Here is a 15,986-nt window from a genome sequence, read left to right as displayed (position 1 = left end):
AACATGCCAAGGATGCCCACAGTCAAGGATGTCGCCGAATATGCCGGTGTATCCGTGGGCACGGTTTCGCGCGTTTTGTCGGGCGAAGCCGCGGTCAAACCCGCGCTGCGCGAAAAGGTCAACGAGGCCATTTCCGCGCTCGGTTACCGGCCGAACGTGACCGCAAGAGCGCTACGCACCAGCAGAACCGATGTGATCGGCCTCATCGTTCCCGACATCACCAATCCGTTCTTCTCGCAGCTTGCCGCAAGCGTCGAGCGCGCGGCGCTCGAACGTGGGCACAGCCTTATGCTGGCGAGCTCGCATGACGATCGCGGGGCGGAGGAGAGCCACGTCCTGGCGTTTCTCGACCGGTCGGTGCGCGGCGTCATCGTGGTGGCTTCGAGCGATGGTCCGGGGCTTCCTCTGGAGACAACGGTTCCGATCATATCGCTGGACCGGCGCTTCGGCGCCTTTCCGCTGGTGTCGACCAACCATACGCAGGCGGCCGCGCTGATTGCGGACCATCTCTATGAGCTGGGCCATCGTCACATCGCCTACATTGCCGGGCCGCCCGACACCGAGGCCGGGCGCATGCGCAAGGAAGGCTTCGTCCGTCGTATCGGCCGGCTCGGCAAAAAAGGCGAGCCGGTCGAACTGGAAATCGCCTACGGCAAATTCGATTACGAATCCGGCGAGAGAATTGCCCGCGACCTGCTTTCGCGCTCGCCACAGGATCGGCCGACGGCGATTGCGGCGGCGAGCGACCAGCAGGCCATCGGGGCGCTGCGCACGGCCCGCGATCTCAAGATCGACGTGCCGCGAAAGCTGTCGGTCACGGGTTTCGACGACATTTCGCTCGCCAATCTCGTCGTCCCGCGGCTGACGACAATACGCCAGCCGGCCGACATGCTGGCGCGGCGCGCGGTCGGCCTTCTCCTCGAGGAGCCATCGAGCACGGATGACGAGATGGTGGACGGATCGCTGATCGTGCGTGGTTCGAGCGGCCCATGTCCGCAACCCAAGCCGGATACTCCAAGGCACAGGAATTGAAGCAAGGCCGGCACTGCGGCCGCCAGAAAGGGATGGAAGGATCAATGCTCAAGGGAATCAGGGCCGAACTCAACGGCGACATTCTTCAAGCGCTCAGCAATATGGGACACGGAGACTATCTCGTCGTCTCCGACATGAATTTTCCATCGGATTCGATCGCCCGTCAGACGCGTCTGGGCAGGCTCCTGACCATGGAAAACATTCCGGCACCGCAGGCGATCGACGCGATCCTGTCCGTCTTTCCGCTGGACACGCCGATCCAGCCTTCGGCGGGCCGCATGGAGGTGATCGGCAAGCCGGATGAAATTCCGCCGATCCAGCAGGAAGTGCAGGCCATCGTCGACCGCGCCGAAGGCAAGCCGTCGCCCATGTATCCCGTCGAGCGCATGGCGTTCTACGATATCGCCAAGAAGGCTTATTGCGTCATCGCCACGGGCGAGCTGCGGTTCTATGGCTGCTTCCTTCTGACCAAGGGCGTCATTCCGGCGGAGGACGCTCTGAGATGAGTGCGAAAAGCGGAATCGTCATTCTCGGCATTTTTGCCGCCGACACCGCCTATAAGGCAAAGCGCCTGCCGCATATCGGCGAGACGCTGCTGGGATCGGGTTTCACGCTGGGGCCGGGCGGCAAGGGCTCCAACCAGGCGGTTGCCGCGGCAAAGGCCGGCGGCAAGGTGAGCTTCATTTCGCGGGTCGGCAACGACCCGTTCGGGGAGATGGCGCTTGCCGCCTATGCGGCGGCCGGCGTCGAAGCCAGGGTGATGAAGATGGACGGCGTTTCGTCAGGCGCGGCCTTCATCTTCGTCGACGAAGTGAGCGGCGACAACGCCATCATCGTTGCTCCGGGTGCTGCGGGCCTTATCGGCATCGAAGATATCGATGCGAACCGGGCGGAGGTCGAACGCGCCGCCATTTTCATGACGCAGCTCGAACAGCCGCTGGAGGCGGCGATCCATGGCTTGTCCATGGCGAAAAGGGCAGGGGTCACGACGATCTTCAATCCCGCGCCTGCTCGGGCCATTCCGGACAGCGTCTATGGCTTGTGTGATTTCATCGTTCCCAACGAGGTCGAGGCAGCCCAATTGGTGGGACATGCGATCGAAACGGATGAACAGGCACGGGCGGCGGCCAAAACGCTGGTCGATCGCGGAGCGAGAGCGGTGATCATTACGCTCGGCGCACGCGGCGCATTTTATCACACGGGCGGGCAGAGCGAGCTCGTACCGGCCTTATCCGCGGGCAATGTCGTCGACACGACGGGAGCCGGGGACGCTTTCCTCGGCGGTTTCGCAACGGCGATTTCCGAAGGACGTGCGCCGATCGAGGCCATCCGCTTCGGCTGCGCGACGGCGGCAATTGCCGTGACACGGCCGGGCACCGCGCCCGCCATGCCTTCCCGGTCCGAAATCGACGCCTTGCTGCGTTCTTGATTCAAGACCGCGCGCTGGAACCGGCGAGGGTGACTTCGCCGTCCCAGTATTGGATAGAGGACGCCGACACCTTGATCAGCACGAAACCAGGCGTGTCGGTCCCCTCAGGGAACCAGCGCTCGAGATTGGCGACCCAGTGCTCTTCGAAGGCGGCTTTGTCGCGCACCAGCGATGCAACGCCTTCGATCGCAATGAAGATGCCTGGCTTGCCAAGCAGGCTGGGCGGAGCCGTGAACGTCAGCGATACGTCCTTGTTGCTTTCGATCTCGGCAATCTTCCGGGTTTCCTCGTAGGAGAAGAACCAGGAGTCGCCATCGTACTCGACGTCGCCGTTATTGCTCATCGGCCGACTTGAGATACGGCCGGATCCTGCCTTCGTCGTCAGCATGCAGAAGTCGATCTTCTTCAGCTGCGACGCGAGGTCTTCGAGTGTCATGGACGCCATTTTTCATCTCCCACGTTTGGACGTGGGGATAGCGTGCAGGCTCGGAGTTTGTTCCCGTCCGAGCCGCCGGATCGTTCGTGATGACCGTCCCTTATGCGGCTGTCGCCGGCTCAGGGTATTTGCGCGCCTGTCGTGGCGACGTATACCGAATAGAGCGAGCGTGTCGCGGCGATGAACAGGCGGTTGCGTCCGGGGCCGCCGAAGGTGAGGTTTGCGACGGTCTGCGGCACGCGGATCTTGCCGATCAGCTTTCCCGTTCGATCGAAGCAATGGACGCCATCGCCGGCACTGGACCAGAGGTTGCCATTGACGTCGGTCCGGATGCCGTCTGGAATGCCGTTGTCGATGTGGCAGAAGACACGGCCGTTCGCGAGCCTTCTGCCGTCGACGACGTCGAAGGCGCGGATGTGACGCGGCAGGCTTTCGTCGTGGCTGGCCGCCGAATCCGCAATGTAGAGGATCGCCTCGTCAGGCGAGAAGGCGAGCCCGTTCGGCTGGATGAAATCCGTGACGACGGCTGTAAGCTCGCCGGTCGCCGGATCGAGCCGATAGACGTTGCGGGTCGCCTGCTCGGGCTCGGCCTGATAGCCTTCATAATTCGACATGATGCCGTAGGTCGGATCGGTGAACCAGATCGTGCCGTCCGATTTCACCACCACGTCGTTCGGCGAATTCAGCCGCGCGCCGTTGAAATGGTCGGCGAGCACGGTGATCGAGCCATCCACCTCGGTCCGCGTGACGCGCCGCCCGCCATGTTCGCAGGAAATGAGCCGGCCTTGCCGGTCTCGCGTATGGCCGTTGGTGAAGTTGGAGGGCTGCCGGTAGACGGAGACGCCGCTCTCCGGCGCCCATCGCAGCATGCGCTGGTTGGGAATGTCGCTCCACAGAAGCTGGTTGGCATCGTTGAACCAGACCGGGCCCTCCGCCCAGCGGCAGCCGGAATGGAGTTCGTCGAGGCCGGCGCTCGTCACGATCAACTGCCGGAAGCGCGGGTCGTGGATTTCATAGATGCTGGCCTCGGCCATTTCGGTCTTCCCGTTTATCGCATGCCCGCCCGGCGGCCGCCGGCGAGCATGATGACGCTGATGATGATGAGGCCGGTCATGATAAGGCGGATGCCCGCGCCGAGCCCGTAGGTGTTGAGCATGGAGACGACGAGGAACATGAAGAGCGATGCGCCCCAGATGCCCGGCACGTTGGAATCGCCGCCGGCAACCGCCGTGCCGCCGATCACGACGACGGCGATCGAAGTCAGCAGATATTCCGAACCCATGTTGAGCGCCGCGCCGCCCGAAAAGCAGGCGAGCAGGTAGCCCGCGACGGAGGCGAGAACGGCGCAGAAGAGGTAGGTGACGAAGCGCGTGCCGTCGACAGGGATCCCGGCCATGCGCGCGGCCGGCATGCTCTGGCCGATCGCCGAGATCCAGCGCCCGTAGATCGTCTTCTCCAGCAGGAACCAGGCGATGAGCGAGACCAAGAGCGCGACGATCGCCACATTCGGCACGCCGAGCGTGTTCGAGGTGGTGAATTCCGCGAGTATGCTCGGGGGTTTGATACGCAGGCCGCGGTTGGTCCAGATCGCCGCGGACTGCACGATGAAGCTCACCGAAAGCGTGGCGATGATCGGCGGAATGCGCAGCGCCTTGATGAGCGCATAGTTGCAGAGGCCGACGACGAGGCCGATGAGGATGGCGACCAGAAGCCCCGGCAGGATCAAGCCGTTTTCGACATTCATCAGCTTCAGCGCCACTGTGGCGGCGAGCGTCATGGTGGCGGGAACGGAGAGATCGATATTGCCCGGGCCGAGCGTGATGACGAACATCTGGCCGATGCCGACGATGACCGAGAAGGCCGCGAAGGTGAGTGCTGCCTGCGACAGGCCGAGCGTGCTGGCGCCGAGCGTCACCATGATCGTCAGAAACCAGACGACGAAGGCGGCAAGCCATGACCAGATCCAGGGTTTACCGAACAGACGAAGGGCATGGGTCATCGGCGTTTCTCCCGCTTCTCCAGGCGGTTCAGCATCAGGCGCAGCGCCAGCACGATGATCAGGATCGCGCCCTGAGCCCCGATCTGCCAGTCGGGGGAGATGCGCAGGAAGGACAGGAAGGAGCCGGCGAGCGTCAGCGTCAGCGCGCCGATCACGGCGCCGACCGGAGAGACGCGGCCGCCGATGAACTCGCCGCCGCCAAGGATCACGCCGGCGATCGAGAGCAGCGTGTAGCGCAGCGCGATATTGGCGTCCGCCGAGGTCGTCAGGCCGACGAGGGCGATACCGGCAAGCACCGCGAAGAAGCCGGCGAGACCGTAGGCTGCGGCGCGCGCCGCGACGATCGACCAGCCGGCGCGCTCGACGGAGCGCTGGTTGCCGCCGATGCCGCGGATCAGCACGCCGAGCGAGGAACGCATGACGAGAAGATGGGCGACGGCGGCGATGACGATGCTGGCGACGATCGCCATCGGCGCCAGCGGCGGCTTGACGGTCATCAGAGAGCGCACCCAGTCCGGCGCCTGCCCGCCCGGGGCCGGCAGCAGCAGAACGGCTAGGCCGCCCCAGACGAAGCTCATGCCGAGCGTCACCACGATGGAGGGCAGATTGCGCAGATGGATGACGACGCCGAGGCCCGCATAGGCTGCGATCGCGCCCGTAAGGATCAGCAGGCCCATGGCAGGATTATCGCGCAGAAAGGTGGCGCTGACGCAGGCGACGAAGCTGACGAAGGTGCCCATGGAGAGATCGAGATCGTTGACCGCCATGACGAGCATCTGGGCGATCGTCGCAAGCGCGATCGGCACAGCCAGGTTGAAAAGCAGGTTGAGCCCGACATAGCTCATGGCGCGCGGCTGCAGCCAGAAGACGGCGGCGAGCAGCAGCGTCAGCGACAGCGCCGGAATGGCAAGACGCATGGCGTCGGACGAGAGCCGGAACGTCATGCTGCGACCCCTTCGAAGGAGGCGGCGATGATGTTCGTCTCGCTGACGGCATCGCCGGCGAGTTCGGCCGTAATGCGGCCTTCGCGAAACACGTAAACGCGGTCGCAGAGGCGCACCTCGTCCATTTCAGTCGAATACCAGATGAAGGTGCGGCCGCGCGAAGCTTCGTCGCGGATGATCGCGTAGACCTCCTGCTTGGTCCCGACATCGACGCCGCGCATCGGATCATCCATCAGGACGACGGGCGCGCGTGTTGCAAGCGCGCGGGCAAAGAGCACCTTCTGCTGGTTGCCGCCGGAAAGCGACAATATGCGGTTTTCCATGTCGGGCGTGCGGATTTCGATCCGCCGCTTCCAGTCGGCGCCCTTCGTCTCCTCTTCGCCGGCGAGAATGAGGCCGCGCCGCGATAGGTCGCCAAGCGAGGCGATGGAAAAGTTGCGCAGGATGCTCCAGAGTTCGAAGACGCCGTTGAGGCGGCGGTCGCCGGCGACGAAGGTGACGAGCGGATCGCGCTCCGGCAGCCAGTTGCTGGACTGGGCGGCATGCAGGGCGAGCAACAGCTCCGTCTGTCCGTGGCCGGCAAGGCCCGCCAATCCGATGATCTCGCCCTTGCGGGCCGAAAAAGGGCGGCCCTCCGTCTGGTGGGAGAGAACGAGCGGGGCCGAGGACTGTTCGCGCGCCGGGCGCTTGCCCGTCTCCTCCTTCGCAACGGTGCCCATGGCTTCCACCAAACCATGATGATCGAAGCCATGCGCCGGACGTTCGGCCACGACACGGCCGTCCTTCATGACGATGATGCGGTCGGAGGTTTCGAGGACCTCGTGCAGAATATGCGAAATGAAGATGACGGAGCCGCCGGCTGCGACGAAGCGGCGGACATGGTCGAGCATCTGGCGGGCAAGGCTTGCATCGAGCGAGGAGGTCGGCTCGTCGAGGATCACCAGCCGCGGCGCAATGCCGGCGTCGGAAAAGGCCATTGCGATCTCGACCATCTGCCGCTCGGCGATCGAAAGGTCTCCGACGGCCCGGCCGCTGTCGATGCCGTGGCCGGGAAAGACGGTATCGAGGCTCTTTTCGATCACTCTTGCTGCACGCCTGCGCCAGCCGAAGCCGCCGAGATCGCGGTGCATGATGCGCGTATTCTCGATGATCGAGAGGTTGGGGCAGAGCGAAAGCTCCTGGAAGACGCAGCGCACGCCGCGGCCGCGCGCGGCGTTGATGCCGTATCGCTCCAGCCGCTCGCCATCGCTCGCCACACTTCCTTCATGGGGCGTCAGCCCGCCATTGATCACGCTGACGATCGTCGATTTGCCGGCTCCATTGTGTCCGACGAGCCCGACGCATTCGCCCGGCATGACGCGGAGCGTAACGCCGTCAAGCGCCCTGACCGCGCCGAAGCTCACCTTGGCGCCGTCGACGGCGATTACAGCCTTCAATACGTCATCCATGCTGCCTGCCACATCTGCTCGCAAGGAATGCCGCGCGGCCATTCGCGGCCGCGCGGCAATCGCCGGGAGATTATTTTGCCGACTCGATGACCTTGATCGCGTCTGCCTGCGTGTATTCCACATTGGCAACGCCGCCGGCCTGGGTATTGGCGAGGTTCGTTTCGAGATTGTCCTGATCGATGCGCAGGAAGGGCACGACGAGGTCCTTCTTGACCTGCTTGCCGTCGAGGATCTGCTGGGCGACCCAGAAGGCGAGGGTGGAGACGCCGGGTGCGATGGAGACGGACATGGTCTCATACCCATTGGCGTCCTTCTGCTCCTTCCACCATTTCAGCTCGTCTTCTCGGTTGCCCATGATGATGGTCGGCATCTTGCGGTCGGTCGCGGCGATCGCCTGCGCGGCGCCGTAACCGTCACCGCCCTGCGTTACCACGCCGACGATCTCGGGCAGGCTCGGCAGGATGCCGGCAACCGCCTTCTGCGCCACGTCCTGGGCCCAGTCTCCGTGGACCGAGCCGACGACCTTGAACTGCGGGAACTGCTTGACGCCCTCGTGAATGCCGGCCGAGATCTCGTCGTCGACGAAGACGCCGGCAAGGCCGCGAATCTCGAGCAGATTGCCGCCCTGCGGCAGCTTCTTCGACAGGTACTCGACTTCGCTGCGGCCCATCTCCTTGAAGTTGACGGCGATGCGCCAGGCGCAGGGTTCGGTCACGATGCCGTCGAAGGAAACGACGGTGATGCCGGCGTCGCAGGCTTCCTTGACGGCGCCGTTCAGCGCCGTCGGCGAGGCGGCGTTCAGCACGATCGCGTCATAGCCCTGCAGGATCATGTTCTGGATCTGCGCCGCCTGCTCCGTCGCCTGGTTTTCGGCGGTGGTAAAAGGGTCGGCTGCGGCAACGACGCCTGATTTGACGGCTTCGCCCGTCACCTTGCCCCAGCTGGTCAGCATGGCCTGGCGCCAGGAGTTTCCGGCATAGTTGTTGGAAAGGGCGATCTTTTTGGCCGACGTGTCGGCAAAGGCGGATACGGGCATGGCGGCGCAAGCAATAGCGGCCGATGCCAGAAGCATCTTACGGATTGTCATGTCTTCCTCCCTCATGATCGCGCCGGTCGGCCGATCGCTTCACTCCTGCCGGTTCAAGCGGGCCGAAGTGAAAATTGTTCTTGCACTGAGCTTCCTCCTCTCAGTAAGGGCAGGATGCGGGAGATCAGCCGGCCTGTACAGGGGCAAGGCGGCAAGTCGTTTGCGGGTTTTGCGCAACAAGCTGCGGGTTTACGCAAGACGGCGGCCCATTCGCGGGCGCTTACTGGGAAACGATCACGGCGGGTTGAGGAGCCTGTCGCGACGGGGAGGAACTGACAATGCTGCATCTCGCACCGGCAGCCCTGTTCGACCATTATCTCGGCATTTCCCGGCTGCTTGCCGGCCAGCTCGACTTCCGTTCGGCGATCCGTTCCGTCGCGGCCGAGGTCGCCCACATCATCCCGCACGATCATCTCGATGTCTGCGTGCTGCTGGAGGGCGGCAACTATCACACGGCCTATGAGACGGGCATCGAAACCGCCTGGGGCGAAATTGCCGGAGCGCCTGTCGTCAACAGCCCCATCCGCTCGCTCCTGCGGGGGGAAGTCGACTTCCTGCTCTCCGACGACGCGATGAAAGATCCGCGCTTTCATTTCGAGGGCGCCTTCAAGCGGCCGATCGTCGAACAATCGCTCAGGAGCCGCCTGCATGTGCCGATGAAGGTGCAGGGCACGATTATCGCGGCCCTTTCCTGTTCGTCTCACCGGGCCGGCGTCTATACGATGGAGGACGTCGAGCGCGCCCGCATCATCGCCGATCTTCTGACGCCCTATTTCTTCGCGCTGCAGGCGGCCGAGCAGGCGCAGCGTTCGGCGATCGTCGAGGCGGAGGCGCGCGCCCGCGAAGAGGGATTGCGCCAAGGCGCGCTGAAACTCACCGAAGCCCTGGAGCAGGAGCGGCAGCGCATCGGCATGGACCTTCACGACCAGACGCTCGCCGATCTGACGCGGCTTGCCCGCCGGATCGACCGGCTGTCGCGCAACGGCGAAGTGACGCCCGAGGCGCTCGAACCCGTTTCGCGGTCCCTGCAGCATTGCATGCAGGATCTGCGGCAGATCATCGAGCAGGCAAAACCTTCCGTGCTCCAGCTCTTCGGTCTTGCCCAGGCAATCGAGCACCATCTCGACCGATCGACCCGCGACACCGGGGCCGGCATCGAATGGGGCCTAGCCGACGAGACGAACGGCGCGCTGGAAAGGCTGGAGCCGACCGTCAGCGTTGCCTTGTTCCGCATCGCGCAAGAGGCGATCAACAATGCCGTGCGCCATGCCGCCCCGCTGGCGATCATGGTGCGGCTCGAAGCCGACGACGAGCAGCTGTCGATCGAAATCTCCGACGACGGGACCGGGCTTGCCAAGACGCGGGGACGGATCGGCGGCGGCATCGACAATATGAAGACCAGGGCGCGGCTGATCTCGGCGCGCTTCACGACCGGACCCGGCCACAATAATCGCGGAACCGCGGTGCGCGTCGTGCTGCCGCTTGCGCCGAACCGCCCCGCGGGCGAGCCAGACTGAGGAGAAAGCGCGATGAAGGTTCTGATCGTCGAGGACGACCCGCTGCACCGGTCCTATCTGCATGAGGCGGTCAACGCCGCTCTGCCGGAATGCGATACGGTGATCGAGGCGGAGAACGGAACCGCCGGCGAGAGGCTCGCCCGCGACCACAAGTCCGCGCATATCGTCATGGATCTGCAGATGGCGAGCCGCAACGGCATCGAGGCGGCGCGCACGATCTGGAAGGAGCGGCCGGAGACGCGCATCCTGTTCTGGTCGAATTATTCGGACGAGGCTTATGTGCGCGGCGTCTCGCGCATCGTGCCGGATGGCGCGGCCTATGGCTATGTGCTGAAATCCGCTTCCGACGAGCGGCTGAAGCTTGCGCTGCGCTCGATCTTCATCGAGAGCCAATGCGTCATCGACCGCGAGGTGCGGGGCCTTCAGCAGAAGAGCCTCGGCCAGACGAACGGCTTTACCGATTCCGAATACGAGATCCTCGTCGACATCGCCCTCGGCCTGACAGACCGCGCCATCGCCAAACGCCGGGGCCTGTCGCTGCGCAGCGTGCAGAACCGCCTGCAGCAGCTCTACGACAAGCTCGACGTCTACCAGACCGCCGGCGACGAGCACGAGGACGGCCGCTTCAACCTCCGCGCCCGCGCCGTCACCATCGCCTTCCTGCGCAAACTCCTGAACTACAGCGCCCTCGAACGGGCCGAGGCGGAGCTGCAGGAATGGCTTGACGGGAAGTAGCTGAGACGTTGCCGCGAATGCTCGTGGCTATCAGTTATCGTCAGACTCCGTGGAGCCAAGTTCCCCCGTCACCGCGGCGAGTGAGTTGGCAGCAGGATAGGCAGTGGTCACCACGGGCAGGATGAGGCGGCTGGGATAGGCCGCGCCGGAGAAGATCTGCTGCCTGGCCAGAGCGAAATCCGAGGCCTTCGCGAGAGTGGAAGCGACTTCCGACTGCGGATTGCGGTCGAAACGGGGAAAGTTCGAAGAGGCGATCTGAAGCCGCAGCCGATGCCCTTTCTTGAACAGGCGACTGGTATGTCCGAGCCGGATGATGACTTCGGCGGGATCATCCCCTGTTTCGCCGCCGCGGCTCCATCTGACGATGCCATCGACGACGGCGAGGCTCCGATCATCGGGAGCCACGTCGCAAAGCTTTGCTGTCCAATCGCAGGTCGGAGCCGATGAGGTGACCCAGAGGCAGGCCGTTACCAAACCTGTCACCTCGAGATCATCACGAAGGGGCTGGCCGGTGAAGACCAGCACGTCGTCTCGCGACTCGATCGTCGACTGATCGAGCGGCCCCGAATTTCTCCCGAGAAGAAGGCCGGGAAGGAAAGTCGCGCCGCCGACGGTCGGCACCGGTCTCGTCGGATCGGAGACATAGCTGGCGCTCGCTTTCGCGCCGGGTGCCGAGCCGAGCGTGGCTCGGCCGCAATCGAGGAAATGCGGCACGGCGACCGTATCCGGCAGCGGCCAATCCGGCGCTGCGTGCCAGCTGTTCGACCCCGAACGGAAATAGCGCACCATTGGCGAGGTCGGTTGGCGATCCTGAAAAATGCTGTCGAAGAAGGCGAGGTTCTCCTCCGGGAGGTCGATGCTCGATGCGCCGTAACCCAGCCATTCCTCGCCCTGCCAGTCGCTTGGATTGCCATGGGACCACGGGCCGACGATGAGCCGGTCGGGTATCTCGCGCCGTCCCATCCAACGCGATTTTGCCTTCTCGAAGAGTTCGATCGAACCCTCGAGAAAGATATCGTTCCATCCGGCGACGACCAGCATTGCGGTTTCGTTCGTCTCGATCCAATCCGGTCGATCTGACGCGAACTTGCCGCTGATCACCTCGGGATCGAACCAGTCGCGGACATAAGGCGCAAGCTCGGCGATCGCTTCATTCAAGATTGGCAGCCGGGCGAAAGCCGAAAAGGGATCCCGCTGCAAGAGCTCTAGAAACGCCTGCGAGCGCTCCCGCACGTCAGTCGGCATCATCGCCATCCGATGCAGGATATGATCGGCGCCCAGCGCCTCGATCACCCATAGCAGCAGGAAGGCGAGTTCCAGCGCGCCGCCACGATACATCCATGTTTCGCCGTGACGCGCCGTCGTCAGCTGCGGCGCGATCGCTTTCAGACCTGCGGGATTTTCCGACAGCGCGAGCACCTGCGTGGCGCCGACATAAGACGCGCCGAACATCCCGATCTTCCCATTGCAGAACGGCTGGCGCCTCAGCCACTCGATCGTATCGGCGCCGTCACGCCCCTCGAATTCGAAGGGCGTGAACTCGCCGTCCGATTGATAGCGGCCGCGGGTATCCTGAATTGCGATCGCATAACCTCGGCGCAGCGCCGCCTGAAACTCCAAAGCGGAAATATATTGCGATCCGAACGGCGCTTCCTTGCGATAGGGGGTTCGCTGCAGAAGCACCGGCCTGGCGCCGTCCGCCGCCGGAAGCCAGAGATCGGTCTTGAGTTTCACGCCGTCGCGCATCACCACATCGACATTGTCGAGCAGCCTGAAGGTTGCTTGTTTCGTCATATCCGGTTCTCAGCGCCTGCCGACAAGTCGCTGCCGCAACTGGTCGAAGGAGACCGCGAGGATGAGCAGGAAGCCGGTGGCGGCCTGCTGCCAGGAAGAGTTGATGTTCATCAGCGTCAGCCCATTGTTCAGCACGCCGACGATCAGCAGCCCGATCACCGTGCCGAACATCGTACCCGTGCCGCCCTTCAGAGACGTGCCGCCGAGAATGACGGCGGTGACGACGGCGAGCTCGAGGCCGATACCGGTCGTGCCCGATGTCGAACCGAGCTGCGAGGCGCTCATCAGCCCGCCGAGCCCGATGAACGCGCCCGACAGCAGGAAGCTCAAAAAGACCACGCGCTTCGTCTTGATCCCAACCAGGCGCGCGGCATTCTCATTGGCGCCGATCGCATAGATCGACCGGCCGAAGACCGTGCGTTTGAGGACGACGCCGACGACGATGGCGACGAGAACGAAGACCAACGCGGACAGCGGAATGTTGAGGAAGGGGCGCCAGATCGCCCAGTCGAAGTTGGAGATCAGCATATTCTTGCCGCCGCCGATCGATTGGGTCAGGCCGCGGAAGATCGCCAGTGTGCCAAGCGTGGTGATCAGCGCGTTGACACCGATCTTCGTCACCAGAAAGCCGTTGATTACGCCGATCCCCATGCCGACGAGCAATGCGAGGGCACTTGCCGGAACGATGCCGATACTGTTGACGGTCAGCGCCATGACGAGGGCTACGAAGGCGACACCGCTGCCGACCGACAGGTCGAACTGGCCGGCGATCAAAAGCATGGTTCCGCCGGCCGCAAGCACGCCTGTTATCGATAAGGCCGTGATGACGTTGACCCAGTTGCCCCAGGTCAGGAAGTAGGGCGAACTCAAGGAGAAAAAGATGATCTCGACGAGCAGGAAGGCGAGGAGCGCCGCCGACTCCGGCGTCTTGCGCCAGAAGCCGGTTTTACCGCCAGTCGCGTCGATATCCGCCATGGCAGTCATGGCCTCGGATTGAAGCTTGTCATGCATGGACACCGCCTCCCGCGGCTTCGGTCAGAGTTTCGGTTGAAGTGCGATCGTGCGGGATTTCCGCAACCAGCCGCCCGCGGACCAGCACGAGCGCGCGGCTGGCGACGGCATTGATATCCTCGTAGTCGGAGGTGGCGATGATGATGGCATGACCTTTGGCTGCCAGATCGGCGAGGATGCGATAAATCTCCTGGCGGGCGCCGACATCGACACCACGCGTCGGTTCCGTCAGCACCAGGATCTTGGAGTTTGCCTCGAGCCAGCGGCCGAGCAGGACCTTCTGCTGGTTGCCGCCGGACAGTTCGGTGATGATCTGGCTGCCGGTGGCATCCGCCTTCACGCGCAGCTTGCGATGCCAGCGGGAATAGGCGGACCGCAGCCGCTCGCCGCTCAGGAGGCCGGAGCGGGCCAGCCTTGGCCAGCTTGGTGCGGACAGGTTCTCCGCGAGCGTCATCGTGCGCAACAGCCCTTCGCTCGCCCGGTCTGCCGGCAGATGCCCGATCGACGCGGCTATCGCCTCGGCCGGATGGTGGAAACGGACGGACTTGCCGTCGACGAGGAGTTCACCTCCATCGAACGTCCGGGCACCGACGAGCGAGGCCGCGAGCTCCGGGACGCCGGAACCGACCTTGCCATACATGCCGAGGATCTCGCCGGGCCGCAGCGCAAAGGAGATATCCGCGAAAGCATCCGATCCGAGGCGCTTGGCCTCGAGAACCGGCTCTGCGGCGGAAGATGGAGCAGCAAACGAATGGCGCGTATGAGCGACCGCGCGCCCGACCATTGCCTCGATCACCTGTTCCTGGGAAACCTCCCGGGTCGGCCGGTCCAGTGAGACGCGGCCGTCACGCAGCACGCAGACCCGATCCGCCAAGGCAAAAACTTCGTCGAGCCGGTGAGTGATGTAGAGAACGGCAGTTCCGCGTTCGGCCAGGCGACGGATCAGTTGAAACAGCTTGCGCGCCTCGGCGTCCGACAGGGCGGCGGTGGCCTCGTCAAAGATGATGCACTTCGACGCGCCGATCGTTGCGCGGGCAATCTCGATGATCTGCCGCTCGCCGAGACGAAGATTTGCGACTTTCTCCATCAGCGGCAGTTCGGCGCCAAGCAGATCAAGCGCCTCCTGTGCCATCCGCTGCATGAGCCGCCGATCAAGAAGGCCGCCCTTTGTCGGCCAGGCGCCAAGGACGATGTTCTCGGCAACCGTCAGGGTGGGGGCGTCGGCGATTTCCTGGGCGATCAGCCTGATACCGGCTTCCCGCGCATCGCCGACACCGTGGAAGGATGCAAGCTTGCCGTCCACGGAAATCGTCCCGTCATCCGGCCGGTGGTCACCGGCCAGGATGCGCACGAAGGTAGACTTGCCGGCGCCATTCTCTCCGAGAAGGGCGGTGATCGTTCCGGCTGCGAGATCGAGGTCCACGCCATGCAGAACCTCGACCGGGCCGAACGATTTCCGGATGTCGCGTACGGCAAGGAAGTCCGTCGTCATTTGCAGGCATACTCCGGGTAGATCTTGGCGACATTTGCCGGGGTAATCAGCTCATGCGGAACCAGGATCTGGCTGTGGATCTTCCCGCCCTTGATGGCCTTGACCAGGTTGGGGACGATCAGATCGGCGTAACGCTCCGGGAAATAGGCGGCCGTCGCGATGAAATGCGGCGCGGTCCAGATCTGGCAATTGTCGGGGTCGAAATTCTGGACGCCCAGATAGAGATCCTGGTTCCGTCCCTGCGTGCGCGCAGCGGCCAGCGCTGCGGTGATGACGTCTTCGTTGATGCCGACGGTGATGATCTTAGTGGCGCCGGGCAGAGCGGTCAGCGTGTCGGTGTACTGGCGTTGCGCTGCATCGGCCTGGCCGCCGGCGCCCGTATCGATGATGCGCAGGTTCTGCACCGGCCCGCAAATGGCCTCGAAGGCCTTGCGGATGCCGCCCATCCGCTGGTCGTTGACGACGCCCACGGCCGTCGATTCCAGCGATACGAAGGCATCGTATTCGCAATTGAAGTTCTTGGCGAAATACATGCCGAGTTCATGGCCGACGATTTCACCGGCATAGGAATTGGCCGCGCCGACAAAGGCGGTTTCGCACGGCTTCTGTTCGATATCGATTGCGATGACGGGAACTTTGGGGCCTTCGGCGCAGATGTTGGCGGCGGCCGCAGCGTCTGCCTGGAATGTGATGAGGCCATCGACATTCTGCGTCTTGAACTGGCGGACGCAGGAGAGGGCGGTGGCGGCATCCATCTTGGAATCGCAGGTCACCAGCTTGAAGCCGGCAGTTTCGGAGGCCTTCTCCATGCCGCGCTGCAGTGCATCCGTGAAGGGAACGCCGAGGATGAGCTGGGTAAAGCCAAGTGTCAGTCCCTTGGCGCTGCCGGGTTGGATCGGCTCGAACTTTGCCACTTCCGCAGGCGGTGTCGGCGCCGGGGCGTCCAGATGGATCTCGGCAGCACCGGCCGTCTGGCCTCCCAGCGCCAGAACGGCCGCAACGAGCAGGCCGGCGATGCGGCGTCCGCGGGCGGGATATGTCGAATTTCCTATAGGCATGTCA

General features: G+C 63.9%; 15 protein-coding genes. 5 read left to right on the top strand and 10 right to left on the bottom strand.

Going from position 1 to position 15,986, the window contains the following annotated elements; translation table 11 throughout:
- Positions 1 to 3: 3 nt before the first annotated feature.
- From ATY77_RS07345 to rbsK, 3 genes are read left to right on the top strand one after another with little or no spacing between them, the layout of a single operon-like run.
- Positions 4 to 1,032 (top strand): LacI family DNA-binding transcriptional regulator, encoded by a 1,029-nt coding sequence (locus ATY77_RS07345; RefSeq protein ID WP_088686758.1) that lies wholly within the window; start codon positions 4 to 6, stop codon positions 1,030 to 1,032.
- Positions 1,033 to 1,076: 44 nt separating this feature from the next.
- Complete coding sequence (locus ATY77_RS07340; RefSeq protein WP_088678117.1) at positions 1,077 to 1,538, top strand: RbsD/FucU domain-containing protein; 462 nt, start codon at positions 1,077 to 1,079, stop codon at positions 1,536 to 1,538.
- A complete protein-coding gene (gene rbsK / locus ATY77_RS07335; RefSeq protein WP_088686757.1) occupies positions 1,535 to 2,461 on the top strand; it encodes a ribokinase in 927 nt (308 codons plus the stop codon). The genes ATY77_RS07340 and rbsK overlap by 4 nt, the downstream gene beginning before the upstream one ends.
- Before the next feature lies 1 nt (position 2,462).
- Here rbsK and ATY77_RS07330 read toward each other — a convergent pair whose 3' ends face one another.
- From ATY77_RS07330 to ATY77_RS07305, 6 genes are all read right to left on the bottom strand, one after another.
- Positions 2,463 to 2,906 (bottom strand): pyridoxamine 5'-phosphate oxidase family protein, encoded by a 444-nt coding sequence (locus ATY77_RS07330; RefSeq protein ID WP_088686756.1) that lies wholly within the window; start codon positions 2,904 to 2,906, stop codon positions 2,463 to 2,465.
- Between the two features lie 110 nt (positions 2,907 to 3,016).
- Positions 3,017 to 3,931, bottom strand: a complete 915-nt coding sequence (locus ATY77_RS07325; protein WP_088678120.1) for an SMP-30/gluconolactonase/LRE family protein — start codon at positions 3,929 to 3,931, stop codon at positions 3,017 to 3,019.
- Between the two features lie 14 nt (positions 3,932 to 3,945).
- On the bottom strand, positions 3,946 to 4,896 hold the full coding sequence (locus tag ATY77_RS07320; protein ID WP_088686755.1) for an ABC transporter permease: 951 nt from the start codon (positions 4,894 to 4,896) through the stop codon (positions 3,946 to 3,948).
- Positions 4,893 to 5,840 carry an ABC transporter permease gene (locus ATY77_RS07315; RefSeq protein WP_088678122.1) on the bottom strand — a complete coding sequence of 316 codons (948 nt, stop codon included), beginning with the start codon at positions 5,838 to 5,840 and terminating at the stop codon, positions 4,893 to 4,895. Before ATY77_RS07315 ends, ATY77_RS07320 begins: the two co-directional genes overlap by 4 nt.
- Positions 5,837 to 7,288, bottom strand: a complete 1,452-nt coding sequence (locus tag ATY77_RS07310) for a sugar ABC transporter ATP-binding protein (protein WP_088686903.1) — start codon at positions 7,286 to 7,288, stop codon at positions 5,837 to 5,839. The genes ATY77_RS07315 and ATY77_RS07310 overlap by 4 nt, the downstream gene beginning before the upstream one ends.
- 70 nt (positions 7,289 to 7,358) lie before the next feature.
- Positions 7,359 to 8,375, bottom strand: coding sequence for an ABC transporter substrate-binding protein (locus ATY77_RS07305; protein WP_088678123.1), 1,017 nt, complete (start codon positions 8,373 to 8,375; stop codon positions 7,359 to 7,361).
- Positions 8,376 to 8,653: 278 nt separating this feature from the next.
- Here ATY77_RS07305 and ATY77_RS07300 point away from each other — a divergent pair, with 278 nt between their 5' ends.
- Together ATY77_RS07300 and ATY77_RS07295 are read left to right on the top strand one after the other, a co-directional pair.
- Positions 8,654 to 9,892 (top strand): sensor histidine kinase, encoded by a 1,239-nt coding sequence (locus ATY77_RS07300; protein ID WP_088686754.1) that lies wholly within the window; start codon positions 8,654 to 8,656, stop codon positions 9,890 to 9,892.
- Positions 9,893 to 9,904: 12 nt separating this feature from the next.
- Positions 9,905 to 10,627 carry a response regulator transcription factor gene (locus ATY77_RS07295; RefSeq protein ID WP_088686753.1) on the top strand — a complete coding sequence of 241 codons (723 nt, stop codon included), beginning with the start codon at positions 9,905 to 9,907 and terminating at the stop codon, positions 10,625 to 10,627.
- A gap of 30 nt (positions 10,628 to 10,657) precedes the next feature.
- Here ATY77_RS07295 and ATY77_RS07290 read toward each other — a convergent pair whose 3' ends face one another.
- From ATY77_RS07290 to ATY77_RS07275, 4 genes are read right to left on the bottom strand one after another with little or no spacing between them, the layout of a single operon-like run.
- Entirely contained in the window at positions 10,658 to 12,421 is a 1,764-nt protein-coding gene (locus tag ATY77_RS07290) for a CocE/NonD family hydrolase (protein ID WP_088686752.1), read from the bottom strand.
- A 9-nt stretch (positions 12,422 to 12,430) separates the two neighbouring features.
- Entirely contained in the window at positions 12,431 to 13,432 is a 1,002-nt protein-coding gene (locus ATY77_RS07285) for an ABC transporter permease (protein ID WP_088686751.1), read from the bottom strand.
- On the bottom strand, positions 13,425 to 14,924 hold the full coding sequence (locus ATY77_RS07280; RefSeq protein ID WP_088686750.1) for a sugar ABC transporter ATP-binding protein: 1,500 nt from the start codon (positions 14,922 to 14,924) through the stop codon (positions 13,425 to 13,427). Before ATY77_RS07280 ends, ATY77_RS07285 begins: the two co-directional genes overlap by 8 nt.
- Positions 14,921 to 15,982 carry a sugar ABC transporter substrate-binding protein gene (locus ATY77_RS07275; protein WP_088686749.1) on the bottom strand — a complete coding sequence of 354 codons (1,062 nt, stop codon included), beginning with the start codon at positions 15,980 to 15,982 and terminating at the stop codon, positions 14,921 to 14,923. The genes ATY77_RS07280 and ATY77_RS07275 overlap by 4 nt, the downstream gene beginning before the upstream one ends.
- Between the last annotated feature and the right edge of the window lie 4 nt (positions 15,983 to 15,986).

The organism is Rhizobium sp. R634 (assembly GCF_002211305.1).
In the GTDB taxonomy this organism is placed as follows: Bacteria; Pseudomonadota; Alphaproteobacteria; order Rhizobiales; family Rhizobiaceae; genus Rhizobium.
Note: the sequence above shows the minus strand (reverse complement) of the source record. Positions and strands in the feature narration are given on the sequence as shown.